We start from the raw sequence: 17141 nt of genomic DNA on the forward strand, positions 1-17141 counted from the left end.
CAACAGCACACCCGCGACCACACAGGTGGGGCCACTTTCGACCGCCCACCCGGGGCCAAATCAGGCTGTCACAGCCAATTAAGTGCAGCGAACATGAAAGCCATACCTGCCTCACCAGCACCGGCTGATCATCCCGCACTCCTGGCCCGAACCATCAACCGACAGTCCGAAAGGTAGGGCGCCGTGAGCACCACCGAAATTTTGAACAAAGGCATTGGCCGGGCGCTGCTGGCGGGCGGTGTCGCGGCCGCGGGCCTGAGCCTGGGCCTGAGCCTGGGCCTGGGCCTGGCTACGGCGCAGGCCGCCCCCGCACCGCCGATGCATGGAATCCTTGCCGAAGACGGGCCGGTGCCGCCCGGCGCGTCGGGGCCATACCAATGTTGCCCGGGAGACCGATCGAGCGGGCTGCACCCAGACACCGGCCGCGGATGCCCGGGAACACAGGTCAATTGGGACTGGGGTCAATGCCACACCTGGTACGGCGTCTACTGGGGCCACGGAAACGTGGCGCCCGGCGTGTGGGAGGGCGGTCCGCCGCCGCCGGACGCGCTGCAGAAGCCGTGGTGTGGATTCCCGTTCATGTGCTCGGGCACACCGTAGCGAGGCTTGACTAGCAATCGAACTATTGTTCGAATGGGGTATGCGCTGGGCTGGCCAGGCCGTCGCCGTGAATGGGGACCCCGTGGACGACGGGGCGCTTCCGGGGCTGCAGCGCATCGGGCTGATCCGCAGCGTGCGCACACCGCAATTCGAGGGCATCACGTTCCACGAAGTGCTGTGCAAGTCGGCGCTCAACAAGGTGCCCAACTCCGCCGCGCTCCCATTCCGCTACACCGTCAACGGCTACCGAGGCTGCTCGCACGCCTGCCGCTACTGCTTCGCGCGCCCCACCCACGAATACCTCGACTTCGACTGCGGCACCGACTTCGACACCCAGGTCGTGGTCAAGACCAACGTCGCCGAGGTCCTGCGCCGCGAGCTGAAGCGGCCGTCGTGGCGGCGCGAGACGGTCGCCCTCGGCACCAACACCGACCCCTACCAGCGTGCCGAGGGCCGCTACGCGCTGATGCCGGGCATCATCGGCGCCCTCGCCGGCTCCGGCACGCCGCTGTCGATCCTGACCAAGGGCACGCTGCTGCGGCGCGACCTGCCGCTGATCGCCGAAGCGGCGCAACAGGTCCCGATATCGGTCGCGGTGTCGCTGGCCGTCGGCGACCCGGAGCTGCACAAAGACGTCGAGCCCGGCACCCCGACACCGCAGGCGCGCCTCGGGCTGATCGCCGCGATCCGCGACGCGGGCCTGGGCTGCCACGTGATGGTGGCGCCGGTGCTGCCGCACCTGACCGATTCCGTCGAGCACCTCGACGCGCTGCTCGGCCAGATCGCGGCGGCCGGCGCCACGGGCGCGACGGTCTTCGGCCTGCACCTGCGCGGCTCGACCCGCGGCTGGTTCATGTCCTGGCTGGCCCGCTCCCACCCGGAACTGGTCGCCCGGTACCGCGAGCTGTACCGGCGCGGCGCCTACCTGCCCCCGGCCTACCGCGACATGCTGCGCGACCGCGCCGCGCCGCTGATCGCCAAGCACCGGCTGGGCGGCGATCACCGCATGTTCCCGCGGGCCACCGAAACGACGGAGATCCCCGAACCCGTTCAGCAGACGCTGTTTTGAGCTAGGCGCGGTCGCGGCGCGGCTTGGTGAGCGTGAACTGGTCCACCACGGTCACCTCGCCGAACGGCCCGCTCAGCGCGTAGTGCGTGGCCTTGATCGAGGTGTTCCCGCCGGGCTGGCCCGGGTCGACGTCGAAAGCCGCGAAGCCGTAAGGGTTGTCGCGGTCGCGAAACGCCGACCACGGCGCGTCCTCGACCACATAGATCGGCGCCTTGCGCCCGATCGCCGGATCGAAGGCGCCGACGCCGGTGAGCACGCGGCACCGCGGCCGGGGAAAGAACATCGCGTTGGACGGCGCCGACGTGCCGCCGCCGCCGATGACGACGTGCACCGTGCCCCGGGTCGAGTCGATGACGTCGCCGTGGCCGTCGACCGGTATCGGCGTTCGGGTGTCGGTGCCCAGCGTCCCGCGCAGCGGATGCGACCGCTCGTAGTGGTGTTCGTGGCCGCACAGCACCAGGTCGACCTGATGCTGGTCGAACAACGGCAGCCATTCCTCGCGGATCCCGAGGTCGGCGCCGTTGGTCCGGTCGGCGGTGGAGATCGCCGTCTGGTGCATGCACACGACGATCCAGTCGACGTCCGGGTCGCGCCGGGCGTCGGCGAGTTCGGCCGCCAGCCAACGCTTTTGCTCGCCGCCGGAGTAGCCGTGCACGTAGAAGTTGCCGCCGTCCTGGAAGGCGACGTCGTCGTTGTTGAGGCTGATCACCCGCACCGAGCCGGCGGTGAAGGAGTACCACATGCCGCGGGTTTCGGGGACGGACCCCGAATCCGGCACCGAAAAGTACGTTTGGTAGGCGCCGTAACCGATTGGGCCATTGCCCAATTCGTTCTCGTGGTTGCCCGCCGCCGGCATCCACGGCCGGTACCGCGCCGAACGCGTATTGTTCTCAAACCAATTCGACCACGTGCGGATCCGGTCCTGCGCCAGGTTGGCGTAGCACAGGTCGCCGTTGACCAGGTTGAACAGCGGGGCCAACCGCTCGATGGCCAGTGTGGTGTCGGCGGCGGCGGGGGACCCGATGTTGTCGGTGGCGTAGCTGCCGTCGGGCAACCTGGCCAGCGTGGGCGTCGACTGATCGCCGAAGCTGGTGAAGCGCAAGGGCTTTCGTCCAGACGGCGCCGTGCGCACCGTGCCCTGCTCGGGTTCGGCGCCGTCGTGCACCGCGGCGTAGACGTAGTCGGTGTCCGGGCTCAGGCCCGTCAGCCGGGCGTGGTTGACTCGCACCTCGATGTTGGACTTGGCGTCGCGGTAGGTGCGGGTCTCGGCGGCGACGGTGCGCCCGTAGCCGGACGCCGGCGTGCCCAGCATGACGCGTGGATTGCGCACGGCCTCGGTGGTGTGCCACGACACCACCACCTCGGTACCGGCGTTGCGGCCGAACTGCAGGTGCAGGCCGGACACGGGCGGCGCGCCGTCGCGTTCCGGCCGGTACCACAACGACGGCGCGCGGGGGTGGGATCCGACCAGCACGGCCCCGCCCCCGATGCCCGCGCCCAGGGCCGCCGACACGGCGCTCGTCGTCAACAACCTGCGGCGGCTGATGCCCGGGGCGCTGTCCGGAACGGCCGGGTCGGCGTCGTCGGTCATGGATGTTTCATACCCGAGCCGGGCGACGGTTGGCATATCGAGCGGTGAACGCCGGAGCCGTCGGTAACGATTCCGGTAGCGTTTTCGATATGACGAACGTGATGACGAACCTGCGAAAGGGGACCAGCGCGGTCGCGTCGGCAACGTTTGCACTGGTCGGGGGAGTGATCCTCGGCCCGGCGACGGCGCATGCGGATGGCCACCAGGTGACCTACACCGTGTCGAGTCCCAACAATCTGACCGCCACCGTCAACTACGTCAGTTCCGATCCGCCCAGCCAGGCCGCCTACAGCGCTGACCCGTCAAAGTTCATGACCAGCGTGCAGGCCCCGCTCAGCGGGGGCGCCCCGGTGACCTATACCGCCACCTTGGCGAACCCGAACCAGTACGCGAGCATCAACGCCAGCGGCATGCTGCACTGGCCGGATTCGGGCAACGGCCCCGCGCAGTTTCACTGCGAGATCGCGGTTGATGGCCAGGTCGTCGCCCACGCGGACGCCACCACCACCGTCACCTGCAAACCCGGTTAATCATCGCGGCTCGGTGTGCGCGATGACCACGACCTCGGCCTCCTCTTTGCCCACGGCGCGGATTTTGTGGCTGACCGACGCGTCGAAGTAGGCGCTGTCGCCGGGGCCCAGTTCGATGGTCCGGTCGCCGTAGTCGAGTTCGACGCGCCCCGCGTGCACGAAGACGAACTCCTGACCGGTGTGCTCCGCGTGTGTGGTGTCGGCCGCGTGGGCGGTCGGCCGAACGACGAAGGGGGACATGGACTTTCCGAGCAGCGCGGGCGCCAGCGCCCGGTAGCGCTCGCCGTCGGCCCCGGCGGCACGGTCGACGGTGATCTTCTCCTGCGCCGCCTCGTCGGAAAACAGCCGCGCGACATCGACGCGCAGCGCGCGGGCGACCTTTAAGGCCACGGCGATGGACGGCGTGCTGTGCCCGCGCTCGATCTTGGACAGATAGCTCTTGGTCAGCCCGGTCTGTGCGGCGAGCTGCTCGAGGGTCAGGCCGCGTTGTCTGCGGACCGCGCGCAGCAGGGCTGTCACGGCGTCGCCTCCGTTCGCCAGGGCAATGACACAAGGTTTCCTAGATGTTAGCTTAGTGTCATGGCGACCACGTTCAGCGAATCGAAGTCCGACCTGATGCGTCGCGCCGAACGGCAATTGGCGGACAACATCGCCGATTCGGCGTTGACCACCCGGCAGAAGCTGGCGCTGACCTGCCGGGCCCTGTTCGACGCCGGCCACGACTCCGGCTTGGCCGGACAGATCACCGCACGGGCCGAAGACGACGGCACCTACTACACCCAGCGGCTGGGCCTCGGGTTCGACGAGATCACCGACGCCAACCTGCTGCTGGTCGACGAGGACCTCAACGTGCTCGACGGGGACGGAATGGTCAACCCCGCCAACCGCTTTCACAGCTGGATCTATCGCGCGCGGCCCGACGTCCACTGCATCGTGCACACCCACGCCTTCCATGTGGCGGCGCTGTCGATGCTGCAGGTCCCGCTGGCGGTCTCCCACATGGACACCACGCCCCTCTACGGCGACTGCGCGTTCCTGGCCGAATGGCCCGGCGTGCCGGTCGGCAACGAGGAGGGCGAGATCATCACCGCCGCCCTCGGCGACAAGAAGGCGGTGCTGCTGGCGCATCACGGGCAGGTGATCGCCGGCGCCAGCGTCGAGGAGGCCTGCTCGCTGGCGATCCTGATCGAGCGCGCGGCCAAATTGCAACTGGCGGCCATGGCCGCCGGCACGATCAAGCCGCTTCCCGAGGCGCTGGCCCGCGAGGCCCACGACTGGACGCTGTCACCGCAGCGAAGCCGCGCCAACTTCGCCTACTACGCCCGCCGCGCCCTGGCCCGCCACCCCGACGCCCTGACGAGTTAAGGAGCCCCCGTGCCCGAACCCAAGATCCACGGCATCATCGCCTACCCGGTGACCCCCTTCGGCGACAACGGGATCGACACCGCGCGGCTGGCCGCGCTGGTCGACCGGCTGGTTGCCGACGGCGTGCACGCGATCGCGCCGCTGGGCAGCACCGGCGAGTTGGCCTACCTCGACGAGCCCGAGTCCGACGCCGTCGTCGACACCACGATCGCCGCCGTCGCCGGGCGGGTGCCCGTCGTCGTCGGCGTGTCGGATGTGACCACTGCCAAGACGATTCGGCGGGCGAAGTACGCGCAAGAGGCCGGCGCCGACGCGGTGATGATCCTGCCGGTGTCCTACTGGAAGCTGTCCGAACGCGAGATCGTGCAGCACTACCGCAGCGTCGGCGACGCCATCGGCATCCCGATCATGGCCTACAACAACCCGGCCACCAGCGGCGTCGACATGGGCCCCGAGCTGCTGGTCGACATGTTCGAGACCATCGACAACGTGAAAATGGTCAAGGAGTCCACCGGCGACCTGTCGCGGATGCGGCGCATCGCCGAACTGTCCGGCGGCCGGCTGCCGTTCTACAACGGCAGCAACCCGCTGGTGCTCGACGCGTTGCAAGCCGGCGCGTCCGGATGGTGCACGGCCGCACCGAATCTGCGGCCGCGGCCCTGCATCGAGCTGTACGAGGCGGTGCGCGCGGGCGACCTCGAGCGGGCCTCCGCGCTTTACAAAGACCTCAAGCCGCTCCTCGAGTTCATCGTCGCGGGCGGGCTGGCGACCACCGTCAAGGCCGGTCTCGATCTGCTGGGCGTCCCGGTCGGCGACCCGCGCCGGCCGCTGTTGCCGCTCGACGAGGAGGGCCGCGCGGAGCTGAAAAACCTGTTGGCGGGCTAGAGGTTCGGCGCGGCGAACGTGTCGCACTGCTTCGGGTCGCCGGTCTGGTACCCGATGGTGAACCACTTCTGCCGCTGCGCCGACGACCCGTGCGTCCACGACTCGGGGTTGACGCGCCCGGTCGACTCCTTCTGGATGCGGTCGTCGCCCACCGACGCCGCGGCCGACAGGGCGTCCGCGATGTCCTTGTCGCTCAACGGCTGCAGGTACGGCACGCCGGTGCTCTCCTGCTTGACCGTCGACGCGTAGTGCGCCCAGATGCCGGCGTAGCAGTCGGCCTGCAGCTCGGTGCGCACGCCGTTGCCGCCGGCGCCCTGCGCGCCCTGCTGGGAGCGGCCCAGGATGCCCTGCAACTGCTGCACGTGGTGGCCGTATTCGTGGGCCACCACGTATTCCTGCGCGAAAGGCCCACCGCTGGAACCGAATTTGTCGACCAGCTCCTGGAAGAAGGCGGTGTCGAAGTACGCCGTCTGGTCCACCGGGCAGTAGAAGGGCCCGACGGCGGTGGTCGCGGGCCCGCAGCCGGTGTTCACCGAGCCGGTGAACAGCCGCACGTGGGGGCGGGTGTAGTTGCGCATCAGCTGGTGCCACACCGCGTCCACCGAGTTGCCGGTCGCCACGACGCGGCACTGCACGTACTTGTTGGCGTCGGCCCCGGTCTTGCACTGGCTCAGGTCGAACCCGGGCGCCGAGTAGCCGCCGGTGTTGGGTTGCTGTTGCACGACGCGCCCCGGGTCGACGCCGAAGAACAGCGCGCCGAGCAGGATCAGCAGCCCGAGGCCGCCGCCCCCGAGGGCCATCCCCATACCGCCCCCGCCCGACGACGACGCGGTGCTGGTGTCGATCTGCATGCCCTCGTTGAAGGTCATGGCTATAACCTAGCCCGGTCCGTCGCTCGCCGCCGCCAGTAGCGGCACCACGACGTCGCTGATCGGCGTGGGCAGGCCGTGGGCGCGGGCCTTGCGGACGATCACGCCGTTGCGGATGTCCCACTCCAGCCGCCGGCGGTGTTCCCGGTCGGCGAGCATCGAGGTGCCCATGTCCTCGGGCGCCTTGCGGAACATGTCGACCAGCTCGTCGACGGCGCCGTCGGGCAGCCGGGCGCCCTCGGCCTGCGCGACGGCCAGGCATTCGGCGACGTAGCGGCGCGACAGGGCGGCCACGTCGTCGCGGCGGAACATGCCGGAGCGCCGCCCGGTCAGCGCCATGAAGCCGGCCAGCGCGTTGGCGAGCAGCTTGCGCCAGGCGGCGGTGATGAAGTCGGGGTCGCAGTCCACCCGGCAGCCGGCGCCGCGCAGCAGCTCGGCCACGGCCTCCGCCGCCGGGCCGCTGGGCAGCACCAGCGCCGGCTCGGTGCGCAGCCGCACCCACCCGTCCGGGTGCGTCTCGGCGCCGTACCAGACGATCCCCGGCACCACCGGCGACGACGGGCAGTGCGGCTGCACCTGCTCGACCTGCTCGACGCCGTTCTGCAGCACCGCCACGATCGTGTGGACGTCACACAGGCGGGCCAGCCAGCCGGCGGCGTCGCCGTTCTGGGTCGCCTTGACCGCCAGCACCACCAGGTCGACCGGCCCGCTCACCTCGCCGGGATCGGTGTGCACGGGCCCCGGCACGACGATCGGGTCGGCGCCGTCGGGCCGCAGCTCGATGCCGTCCCGCGGGGTGCGCCCGCACACCAGCACCGAATGCCCCGCCTTGGAAAGCAGCGCGGCGACCGTCGTGCCGACGGCGCCGGGACCGACCAGAGCGATGCGTGTGGCTTGTGAATTGATGCCACCGAAATTACCTCCTCTAGACTGGTCACTCATTCCATCGACGGCGAAAGGGAGTTTTGTGCTGCGCAGCCACGCCGCTGGTTCGCTTCGGAGCCACGACGCCGGCCAGCGGGTGACCCTCGCCGGTTGGGTGGCCCGCCGCCGCGACCACGGCGGCGTCATCTTCATCGACCTGCGGGACGCGTCGGGGATCGCGCAGGTGGTGTTCCGCGACCCCCAGGTGTTAACGCAGGCCCACCGGCTGCGCTCCGAGTTCTGCGTCGCGGTCACCGGCGTCGTCGAGATCCGCCCGGAGGGCAACGCCAACCCCGAGATCGCCACGGGTGACATCGAGGTCAACGCCACGGCGCTGACCGTGCTCGGCGAGAGCGCGCCGCTGCCGTTCCAGCTCGACGAGCCCGCCGGGGAGGAGCTGCGGCTGAAGTACCGCTACCTCGACCTGCGCCGCGACGGCCCGGCCGCGGCAATCCGGTTGCGCTCCAAGGTGAATGCCGCCGCGCGGGAGGTGCTGGCGCGCCACGACTTCGTCGAGATCGAGACCCCGACGATCACCCGCTCCACGCCGGAGGGCGCGCGGGACTTCCTGGTGCCGTCGCGGCTGCACCCGGGCTCGTTCTACGCGCTGCCGCAGAGCCCGCAGCTGTTCAAGCAGCTGCTGATGGTGGCCGGCATGGAGCGCTACTACCAGATCGCGCGCTGCTATCGCGACGAGGATTTCCGCGCCGACCGCCAGCCCGAGTTCACCCAGCTCGACATGGAGATGAGCTTCGTCGACGCCGAGGACGTCATCGCGATCTCCGAGGAGATCCTGACCGCGCTGTGGGCGCTGATCGGCTACGAGCTCCCGACGCCGATTCCGCGGATCAGCTACGCCGACGCGATGCGCCGGTTCGGCTCCGACAAGCCCGACCTGCGGTTCTCACTCGAGCTCGTCGAGTGCACGGAGTTCTTCTCCGACACCACGTTTCGCGTCTTCCAGGCGCCGTACGTCGGCGCTGTCGTGATGCCGGGCGGCGCCTCGCAGCCGCGGCGCACCCTGGACGGCTGGCAAGAGTGGGCCAAACAGCGCGGGCACCGCGGGTTGGCCTACGTGCTGGTCGGCGACGACGGCGAGCTCGGCGGCCCGGTGGCCAAGAACCTGTCCGACGCCGAACGCGCCGGCCTGGCCGCGCACGTCGGCGCCAAGCCGGGGGACTGCATCTTCTTCTCGGCGGGGCTGCCCAAGCCGTCGCGGGCGCTGCTGGGCGCGGCGCGCGCCGAGATCGCCCACCGGCTGGGGCTGATCGACCCGGACGCCTGGGCGTTCGTGTGGGTGGTCGACCCGCCGCTGTTCGAGCCCGCCGACGACGCCACGGCCGCCGGCGACGTCGCGGTCGGGTCGGGGGCGTGGACCGCGGTGCACCACGCGTTCACCTCGCCCAAGCCCGAGTACTCCGACACCGTCGACTCCGATCCGGGCGCCGTGCTGGCCGACGCCTACGACATCGTCTGCAACGGCAACGAGATCGGCGGCGGCTCGATCCGTATCCACCGCCGCGACATCCAGGAGCGGGTGTTCGCGGTGATGGGGCTGGACCGGGCCGAGGCGGAGGAGAAGTTCGGATTCCTGTTGGAGGCGTTCACCTTTGGCGCGCCGCCGCACGGCGGGATCGCGTTCGGGTGGGACCGGATCAACGCGCTGCTGTCCGGCGTGGACTCCATCCGCGAGGTGATCGCGTTCCCGAAGACCGGCGGCGGCGTCGACCCGCTGACCAACGCCCCCGCGCCGATCACCGAACAGCAGCGCAAGGAGTCCGGAATAGATGTCAAGCCGGAGAAGGTTGAGCGGGCATGACACGCGTCGGCGACGATGCAGGGCGAAGCGATGAGGAGGAGCGACGCCGATGACCGAGGTTCCTGACGCTGCGAGCATCAACGCCTTCAACACGAGCATCATCGACGAGTTCCGCGCCAACCACGGCAAGGTCGGCGGCCAGTTTGAGGGCGCCAACCTGCTGCTGCTGACCACCACGGGCGCCAAGTCGGGGCAGGCCCGCACCTCGCCGCTGGCCTACTTCGACATCGACGGCAAGCTGATCGTCATCGGATCGTTCGCCGGCGCGCCCAAGGACCCGGCCTGGGCGCACAACCTGCGCGCCAACCCGGCCGCCCGCGTCGAGGTCGGCTCCGACTCCTTCGACGTGACGGCCCGCGAGCTGCCCCGCCTCGAGCGCGACGAACTGTTCGACAGGGTCGCGGCCGCCGCGCCGGGCTTCGCCGAGTACCAGTCCAAGACCAGCCGGGTGATCCCGCTGTTCGAGCTGCAGCGCACCTGAGCGCTGCGCCGCCGATGCTGCCGTCCTCGGCCACCAAAGCCGCGCGGGCGGGTTTCAAACGGCTGCGCGAGGTGTGGTTCAACCTCGTGCAGACCGCGGTGGCCTCGGGCCTGTCCTGGTATCTCGCCCACGATCTGCTCGGTCACCCGCAGCCGTTCTTCGCGCCGATCGCCGCCGCGGTGTCCCTGTCGATTTCCAACGTGCTACGGGCGCAGCGCGCCGTCCAGATGATGATCGGGGTGACCCTGGGGATCGGGCTGGGCACCGTGGTGCAGGGCGTGCTGGGGCCCGGGTCGGTCGCCCTCGGGGTGGCCGCGTTGGTCGCGCTGTTCGTCGCGGTGTTCATCGGTCACGGCTTCATCGGGCAGGGCATGATGTTCGCCAACCAGACCGTCATCTCGGCGATCCTGGTGCTGGCCCTGTACCGCGGCGGCGTCGGCTGGGAGCGCATCTTCGACGCGCTGATCGGCGGTTGCGTGGCCGTCGTCTTCGCCGTCCTGCTGTTCCCGGCCGACCCGTTGCAGGTGCTGCGGCGGGCGCGCGTCGGCGTGCTGGGCGTGCTGCAGGGCGTGTTGACGCGCGCGGGCGACGTCGCCGCCGGGCGCCGGGCGCCCGCCCACGACTGGCCGCTGGCGGCCGTCGACCGGGTGCACCGGCAGGTGGGCGACCTGGTGGAGGCCCGCGCCACCGCCCGCCAGGTGGTGCGCATCGCGCCGCGGCGATGGGGGATGCGCGACGCCGTGTCGGCCGCCAACCACCAGGCCGTCCACGTCGCCATGCTGGCCAGCTCGGTGCTGCAGCTGGCCCGCGCGGTCGCCCCCGCCGGTGACGGCCGGTGCGGGCGGCTTCCCGAGCCGGTGTCCTCGGTGCTGATCGAGCTGGCGGCCGCGACCGCGCTCGCCGACTCCGATCCGGCCGGGGCGTGCGCGTACACGGCCGCGGCGCGCCGGCACGCGTCGGTGTTGATGTCGGCGGCCCGGCAGAAAACGGAGGTGGTGCTGGCCGACGTCGTGGCGGCCTGCGTCGACGACCTGCAGCGGGTCATCGACCTGCGCACGGTGTGACCGGGCTCAGCCGGTGTCGGCCAAAAACTCCTGCACCAGCTTCTTCGGCGCCTGGGTCAGCCACGCCTCGGTGACCAGCTCCTGAAGGCCGCTGACCGAGATCTCGTCCAGCCGCACCAGCACCGCCGGGTAGCCGTCGAAGTGCGGGGTGGTGAAGTAGACGTCCGGCTCGTCGGCGATCAGCGCGAACTTGACGTCCTCGTCGGACACCCGGACGCCGAGGATGTCGCCCTCGGGTGGCCGCACGCCGCTCGCCGTCAGCGCTTCGCGGTCCGACAGGCGCAGGGGCCGCTCCCACGCCAGCAACTTCCTGCCGACCCGCCACTCGTGCGGGGCCGGTTCGGCGGTGAGGGCCAGCTCACCAACGATGCGGGCGACGTCGTCCCACGTGGCCACTCTTCGATTGTGCGCCCGATAGCGGCGATTGGCTCGCGATCGGCAAACGCGGTGTGATGGGATCAGCCCTGTGACACAAGCCGGGGCCCGCCGCCATCGCGTCACCCACCGCACCCAGTACCGCTACTCCGACGTCGTGACCAGTTCGTATGGTCGCGGCTTCCTGACGCCGCGCGACTCGCTGCGGCAGCGCTGCGTGGCGCACCGGTTGGACGTCGACCCCGCCCCCGCCGACAGCTCCACCAGCCGCGACAGCTACGGCAACGTCAGCTCCTACTTCCACGTCACCGAGCCGCACCGCACCCTGACGGTCACCAGCGACTCCATCGTCGACGTGTATCCGCCGCCGCCCGCGCGATACGACGGCGGCCCGGCGCGCCAACCCTGGGAGTCGGCCCGCCCGACCGGGCGCCGCGGAGCGCTCGCCACGGAGTTCGCCCTGGACCTCGATCCGCCCGAGATCACCGACGCGGTCCGCGACTACGCGGCCCCCAGCTTCGCGCCGGGGCGCCCGCTGATCGACGTGCTGCGCGACCTGACGTCGCGGATCTTCACCGACTTCACCTACCGGTCCGGGTCGACGACGATTTCGACCGGTGTCGGCGAGGTTCTTTCGGCCCGCGAAGGGGTATGCCAGGACTTTGCAAGGCTGGCGATCGCCTGCCTGCGCGCCAACGGCCTGGCGGCCAGCTACGTGTCCGGCTATCTGGCCACCGACCCGCCACCGGGAAAGGATCGAATGATCGGCATCGACGCCACCCACGCCTGGGCGGCGGTGTGGACCCCGCAGGGGCCGGGCCAGTTCGAGTGGCTGGGCCTGGACCCCACCAACGACCAGATGGTCGACGAGCGCTACATCGTGGTGGGGCGCGGGCGCGACTACGCCGACGTGCCGCCGCTGCGCGGCATCATCTACACCAACTCCGAGCACAGCGTGATCGACGTCGCCGTCGACGTGGTGCCGTACCCCGACCCCGTCGAAGGCGACGTGGCGCATGCGTGATTTCCACTGCCCCAAGTGCGGCCAGCGCCTGACGTTCGAGAACTCGGTGTGCCTGTCGTGCGGCAGCGCGCTGGGGTTCTCGCTCGAGCGGATGGCGCTGCTGGTGATCGCCGGCGCTGACCGGGGCTCGGCGAGGGGACAGGCCGGGTTCGTCAGCGCCGACGACTACGAGCTGTGTTCCAATCGCCATGTCGCCGAATGCAATTGGCTGGTGCCCACCGGCCACCCCGGCGGGCTGTGCGCGTCGTGCGCGCTCACCTTGGAGCGCCCCAACGACGCCGACACCGAGGGCCTGGCGGCCTTCGCCCGCGCCGAGGCGGCCAAGCGCCGGCTGATCGTCGAGCTGCACGAGCTGAAGCTGCCGATCATCGGGCGCGACCGCGACCCCGACTACGGCCTGGGTTTTAGGCTGCTGTCCAGCGCGCACGAGAAGGTGTTCACCGGCCACGAAAACGGCGTCATCACACTGGATCTCGCCGAAGGCGACGACGTCCACCGCGAGCAGCTGCGTGTCGAGATGGAAGAGCCGTACCGCACCCTGCTCGGGCACTTCCGCCACGAGATCGGCCATTACTACTATTACCGGCTGATCGCCCCGTCCGATCAGTACGTCGCGCAGTTCAAGGAGCTGTTCGGCGACCCCGACGCGGACTACCAGGAGGCGCTGGACCGGCACTACCGCGACGGCGCGCCCGAGGGCTGGCAGGAAAGCTTCGTGTCGTCGTACGCCACCATGCACGCCGCCGAGGACTGGGCCGAGACGTTCGCGCACTATTTGCACATCCGCGACACCCTGGACACCTGCGCGTGGTGCGGCCTGGCGCCGGCGTCGGCGACCTTCGACCGTCCGGCGTTGGGCCCCAGCGGTTTTCCCGCGATCATCGAGATGTGGTTGCCGTTGTCGTGGTCGCTGAACATGGTGAACCGCTCGATGGGCCACGACGGCCTGTATCCCTTCGTGCTACCGGTGGCGGTGCTCGACAAGATGCGGTTCATCCACACCGTGATCGACGAGACGACCTCGGATGCGCGGGGTGGGCCCGCCGCGATCGCCGGTTAGGAACCCTCAGGCCGGCATCACCCGCCGCGTGTCGGGGCCCCACAGCGGCTGCATGCCGCCGGGCAACCGCAATTGCGTCTCGGTGATCAGCTCGGCCAGGTTGCGCAGTTCGGCGTGGATGGCGTCGAGCAGCGCGGCCAGCCGCGCGCGGCGGCCGTCGCTGATGCCTTCCAGCTCCTCGGGGTGCGACCGGCGCAGCAGGGTGCCGATCTCGTCCACCAGCCGTTCGGGGCGCGACGAGCCCGACGAGCCGGGCAGGTCCTTGAGGCCGGCGCGGAGCCGCTCCAGCTGGTACAGCAGCGACCGCGGGTTGGCCGCGTCGTAGAGCATCAGCTCGGCCACGGCGGCCACGCTGGCCTTGCCGGCGGTGCGGCGCCGGTAGCTGACCGACGATTCGCACGCGACCAGCGTGGCCTCGATGATCGTTTGCTCGGCCGCGGCGCCGCGGACGTCGGTCAGGGTGGCGCGCAACAGCGCGGTGAGCCACAGGCCGCGTTCGATGCGTTTGCCGATGTCCATCATCGTCCAGCCCACGTCGCGCACCATCGACTCGCCGGCCACCCCGGACAGGGTCAGCATCCCGGCCAGCGCCTGCGACTGGGCCGACGCGAGCGCGGCGTCGGCCTCCGCCAGCGAGTCGGGCGGGTCGAGGCGCAGCGCCATCGCGCGCTCCACGGCGGCCAGCACCATCCAGGTGTCGTTGGACAGCTGGTCGCGCACCGCCCGGGCGGCCAGCGCCAGCCCCTCCACCGACTGGGCGAGCGAGCCGGGCCGGTTCGCGTCCACGGTCAGCGACCACAGCGTGGAGGGCGCGACGGCGATCATCTCGGCCCGGTCGCCGGCGCCGCCGTCGGTCCCGGTGATGTGGGCCAGCGCGGCCATCAGCACGGGCACCACCTCGGCCTCCGCGGTGTCCTGCTGGTGGCGGTAGACGTGGAAGCGATCGCGGGCGACGATCAGCGCCCGGGCCATCTGCTCGGCGCGCTCGCCGTAGCGCCCCATCCAGAACAGGTCGGACAGCACGCGCGGCGAGCTGACGACCCAGGTGCCGGCGGCGGTCTTGGCCGGCTGCGGCGCGGACGACACGGTGACCGTCTCGGCCCGCGCCCGCTCGGTGGGCCGCACCCAGACGTCCTTGGCGGCAACGGTTTTCAGCGTGTAGGCGCCAGGCCCGGGCGCCAGCACGTAGCCGACGCCGCCGATCATCGGCGCGTAGCCGCTGCGCTGGGCGACCGTGAACAGCCGCATGCCGACCGCGGCCGACGACAGCACGCCCGCGTGGTCGGTGGGCGCCGAGGAGAACTGTGGCAGCTCCTGGCCCACCCACTGCCACGGCATGGCCTCGATGCGCGCGGCCAGATCGGTCCGCTGCGTCGACGAAAGGGTCGGCCCGACAAGGACATTCGCGCCGACCGTGGACTTGATCAGCAGCGACGACAGGTTGGCCAGCAGGTGCGAGCGTTCGGCGGCGATGCCGCCCCAGTACACCGGCGCGGTGCCCAGCAGCGGGTCCTCGCCCAGCAGCCGCTCGGCCAGCTCGGGCAGGAACCGAAGCAGCCCGGGGCTTTCCAGGACGCCGCTGCCGAGCGTGTTGACCACGGTCACCGTCCCGCGGCGCTGCGCCTCCACCAAACCGACCACGCCGAGCCGGGAGTCGGCGCGCAGGTCCAGCGGGTCGGTGTAGTCGGCGTCGACGCGGCGCAGCACCACGTCGACGCGCTTGAGCGTGCCCAGCGAGCGCATCCACAGCTTGCCCTCGCGCACCACCAGGTCGGCGCTCTCCACCAGCGGGAAGCCCAGCAGCGTGGCCAAATACGCCTGGTCGAACGCCGTCTCGGAGTAGCTGCCGGGGCTGAGCACCACCACCACCGGGTCCTGGGCGACGTCGGGCGCGGCGTCGATCAGCGCCAGCCGCAGCGCCTGCGCGAACGGCGTCGTCGGTCGCGGCGCGATCCGCTCGTAGAGGTCCGGGATCGCGTGCGCCACGACGCGTCTGTCGGCCAGCGCGTAGCCGGCCCCCGACGGCGCCTGCGTCCAGTCGGCGTTGACGGCAAAGGCGCCGTCGGGCAGCCGGCTGACGTCGCAGGCGTGCATGAACAGCTGATGGCGCCCCGGCACCTCGATGCCAGTGGCCGCCCGCACGTAGCCGGGATGGGCGAAGACCAGCTCCGGCGGCAGCACGCCCTCGGTGAGCAGGCGGCGCGGCCCGTACAGGTCGGCCAGCACCGCGTCGAGCAGGCGCGACCGCTGCACCAGCCCGGCCTCCAAGACGTCCCAGTCGGCCGCGGACACCACGATCGGCAGGGTGTCCAGCTGCCACGGCCGCGGCTCCAGCGGGTGCCCGTCGCGGGTGGAATCGACCTCGGTGTAGGTGATCCCGTCGTTGTCGATCAGGCTGTCGACCACCGAGCGCAGCCGGTTCAGCCCGGCCCTGCCGCGCTCGGCGACGGCGTCGGCCAGCTCCGACCAGGCCGGCCGGACGTTGCCGTGGCGGTCTACGAATTCGTCGTAGCCGACCGGAAAGCCGTGGGGGCGCAGGTCGAACAGCGCCTCCTGTGCCCGCGCCGTCCGGTACGCCGCGACCAGCCGGTCGGGGTCGTGGCGGGGGCGCCGCAGGTCAGCTTCGGTGCTCATCGGCTGATCTCATCACAGGCGTGACCGGCCTGCAGTGCGGCGGTTTTCGGCCCGCGGCGGGCTTAAACCGGGTGGTACCCCGGGGGCGGTCCGGCTTGGTAGCCGCCGCCGGGCTGTTCCAGCGGGACGACCTGGCCGCCGGACAGCTTGCGGTAGGCGTAGATCAGGACCAGCGCCGCGACCGGTCCACCGACGAGGATGCCCACACCGCAGGCCACCAGGCCGACCGTCACCGCCGCCACCCCGACCAGCCAGGCCAGCAGCGCGTTGACGAAGTTTGAGGAGACCACCGAGAAGCTGGACTTCAGGCCGTCGATGGCGTTCTGCGACCGGTCGATCACGAACGGGATCGCGAACTGCGCGAAGATGCCCACGATCAGGCCGGGAAGGATGCACAGGAACGAGCTGATCGAGGTCAGAATGCTGATGATGATCGAGGCGAGGATCACCTGGCCGAAGTTGCGCGGCTTGAGAAACGAGCCGATGCTGACCGGCCGGCCGTCGGCGATCTCGAGAACCCCGGACACGAACGCGGACTGGGCGAAGATGCCGATCGCGTACGCCAGGACGTAGCCGGCGATCATCGCGGCCAGCCCGCCGCCGCCGATGTCGGTCGTTGTGGTGGTGTAGCCGTCGGAGCTCGTCGTGATGTCGGTCCCGCCGAGGCCGCCGCCCAACCAGGTCACGGCGTAGGCGATGCCCAGCAGCACGACGTAGATCAGGGTGGCCACGATCAGCGGCATGGCGTTCTGGGTGAACTTGCCCCACGCCCAGCTGAATGCCTCACCGATGCTGAACGGCGCGCCCGGCTGCCCGGGCGCGCCGCCGTACCCCGGCTGCGGGGGGTAGCC

Annotated in this window: 17 protein-coding genes; 10 read left to right on the forward strand and 7 right to left on the reverse strand. The window is 70.7% G+C overall.

The genetic code is table 11. From position 1 onward, the window contains the following. Nucleotides 1-183 precede the first annotated feature (183 nt). Nucleotides 184-600: a hypothetical protein gene (locus tag AWC19_RS04315; protein ID WP_085076859.1), complete on the forward strand. Its 417-nt coding sequence runs from the start codon at nt 184-186 to the stop codon at nt 598-600. A 40-nt stretch (nt 601-640) separates the two neighbouring features. Then, a complete protein-coding gene (locus tag AWC19_RS04320; RefSeq protein WP_085076860.1) occupies nt 641-1669 on the forward strand; it encodes an Rv2578c family radical SAM protein in 1029 nt (342 codons plus the stop codon). A gap of 1 nt (nt 1670) precedes the next feature. Here the strand turns inward: AWC19_RS04320 and AWC19_RS04325 are convergent, their stop codons facing one another. Next, nucleotides 1671-3260 (reverse strand): purple acid phosphatase family protein, encoded by a 1590-nt coding sequence (locus AWC19_RS04325; RefSeq protein ID WP_085076861.1) that lies wholly within the window; start codon nt 3258-3260, stop codon nt 1671-1673. 101 nt (nt 3261-3361) lie between these two features. Between AWC19_RS04325 and AWC19_RS04330 the strand changes: the two genes are divergently transcribed. Continuing rightward, nucleotides 3362-3790: a hypothetical protein gene (locus tag AWC19_RS04330; RefSeq protein ID WP_085076873.1), complete on the forward strand. Its 429-nt coding sequence runs from the start codon at nt 3362-3364 to the stop codon at nt 3788-3790. Here the strand turns inward: AWC19_RS04330 and AWC19_RS04335 are convergent, their stop codons facing one another. Beyond that, nucleotides 3791-4309 (reverse strand): helix-turn-helix domain-containing protein, encoded by a 519-nt coding sequence (locus AWC19_RS04335; RefSeq protein ID WP_085076862.1) that lies wholly within the window; start codon nt 4307-4309, stop codon nt 3791-3793. It abuts the gene before it with no gap. A 60-nt stretch (nt 4310-4369) separates the two neighbouring features. On the opposite strand from AWC19_RS04335, the gene AWC19_RS04340 reads away from it, so the two are divergent. Together AWC19_RS04340 and AWC19_RS04345 are read left to right on the forward strand one after the other, a co-directional pair. Next, on the forward strand, nt 4370-5155 hold the full coding sequence (locus AWC19_RS04340) for an aldolase (protein ID WP_085076863.1): 786 nt from the start codon (nt 4370-4372) through the stop codon (nt 5153-5155). A gap of 9 nt (nt 5156-5164) precedes the next feature. Then, the gene (locus tag AWC19_RS04345; RefSeq protein WP_085076864.1) at nt 5165-6040 is read left to right on the forward strand and encodes a dihydrodipicolinate synthase family protein; all 876 of its coding nucleotides are present in this window, start codon (nt 5165-5167) and stop codon (nt 6038-6040) included. Here AWC19_RS04345 and ypfJ read toward each other — a convergent pair. Further along, nucleotides 6037-6909, reverse strand: a complete 873-nt coding sequence (ypfJ, locus tag AWC19_RS04350; RefSeq protein WP_085076865.1) for a KPN_02809 family neutral zinc metallopeptidase — start codon at nt 6907-6909, stop codon at nt 6037-6039. The two genes, AWC19_RS04345 and ypfJ, sit on opposite strands and share 4 nt — an antisense overlap. A gap of 9 nt (nt 6910-6918) precedes the next feature. Further along, nucleotides 6919-7851, reverse strand: coding sequence for an oxidoreductase (locus AWC19_RS04355; RefSeq protein WP_085076866.1), 933 nt, complete (start codon nt 7849-7851; stop codon nt 6919-6921). Here AWC19_RS04355 and aspS point away from each other — a divergent pair. From aspS to AWC19_RS04370, 3 genes are read left to right on the forward strand one after another with little or no spacing between them, the layout of a single operon-like run. Beyond that, nucleotides 7814-9652 carry an aspartate--tRNA ligase gene (gene aspS, locus AWC19_RS04360; protein ID WP_142280976.1) on the forward strand — a complete coding sequence of 613 codons (1839 nt, stop codon included), beginning with the start codon at nt 7814-7816 and terminating at the stop codon, nt 9650-9652. The genes AWC19_RS04355 and aspS overlap by 38 nt on opposite strands. Before the next feature lie 49 nt (nt 9653-9701). Then, on the forward strand, nt 9702-10133 hold the full coding sequence (locus AWC19_RS04365) for a nitroreductase family deazaflavin-dependent oxidoreductase (RefSeq protein ID WP_085076868.1): 432 nt from the start codon (nt 9702-9704) through the stop codon (nt 10131-10133). A gap of 14 nt (nt 10134-10147) precedes the next feature. Beyond that, a complete protein-coding gene (locus AWC19_RS04370; protein WP_142280977.1) occupies nt 10148-11197 on the forward strand; it encodes an FUSC family protein in 1050 nt (349 codons plus the stop codon). Nucleotides 11198-11203: 6 nt separating this feature from the next. Here the strand turns inward: AWC19_RS04370 and AWC19_RS04375 are convergent, their stop codons facing one another. Beyond that, nucleotides 11204-11593, reverse strand: coding sequence for an MmcQ/YjbR family DNA-binding protein (locus tag AWC19_RS04375; protein WP_085076870.1), 390 nt, complete (start codon nt 11591-11593; stop codon nt 11204-11206). Nucleotides 11594-11663: 70 nt separating this feature from the next. Between AWC19_RS04375 and AWC19_RS04380 the strand changes: the two genes are divergently transcribed. Next, nucleotides 11664-12596, forward strand: coding sequence for a transglutaminase family protein (locus AWC19_RS04380; protein WP_308207182.1), 933 nt, complete (start codon nt 11664-11666; stop codon nt 12594-12596). Then, nucleotides 12589-13656 (forward strand): zinc-binding metallopeptidase family protein, encoded by a 1068-nt coding sequence (locus tag AWC19_RS04385; protein WP_085076871.1) that lies wholly within the window; start codon nt 12589-12591, stop codon nt 13654-13656. The genes AWC19_RS04380 and AWC19_RS04385 overlap by 8 nt, the downstream gene beginning before the upstream one ends. A 6-nt stretch (nt 13657-13662) precedes the next feature. On the opposite strand, the gene AWC19_RS04390 is transcribed toward AWC19_RS04385, so the two are convergent. Together AWC19_RS04390 and AWC19_RS04395 are read right to left on the reverse strand one after the other, a co-directional pair. Then, nucleotides 13663-16290, reverse strand: a complete 2628-nt coding sequence (locus AWC19_RS04390; protein WP_085076872.1) for a circularly permuted type 2 ATP-grasp protein — start codon at nt 16288-16290, stop codon at nt 13663-13665. Nucleotides 16291-16352: 62 nt separating this feature from the next. Further along, on the reverse strand, nt 16353-17141 hold a 789-nt coding region (locus AWC19_RS04395), incomplete at its 5' end, for a hypothetical protein (RefSeq protein ID WP_211284845.1).

This window comes from Mycobacterium palustre (genome assembly GCF_002101785.1).
GTDB classification, from domain to species: domain Bacteria; phylum Actinomycetota; class Actinomycetes; order Mycobacteriales; family Mycobacteriaceae; genus Mycobacterium; species Mycobacterium palustre.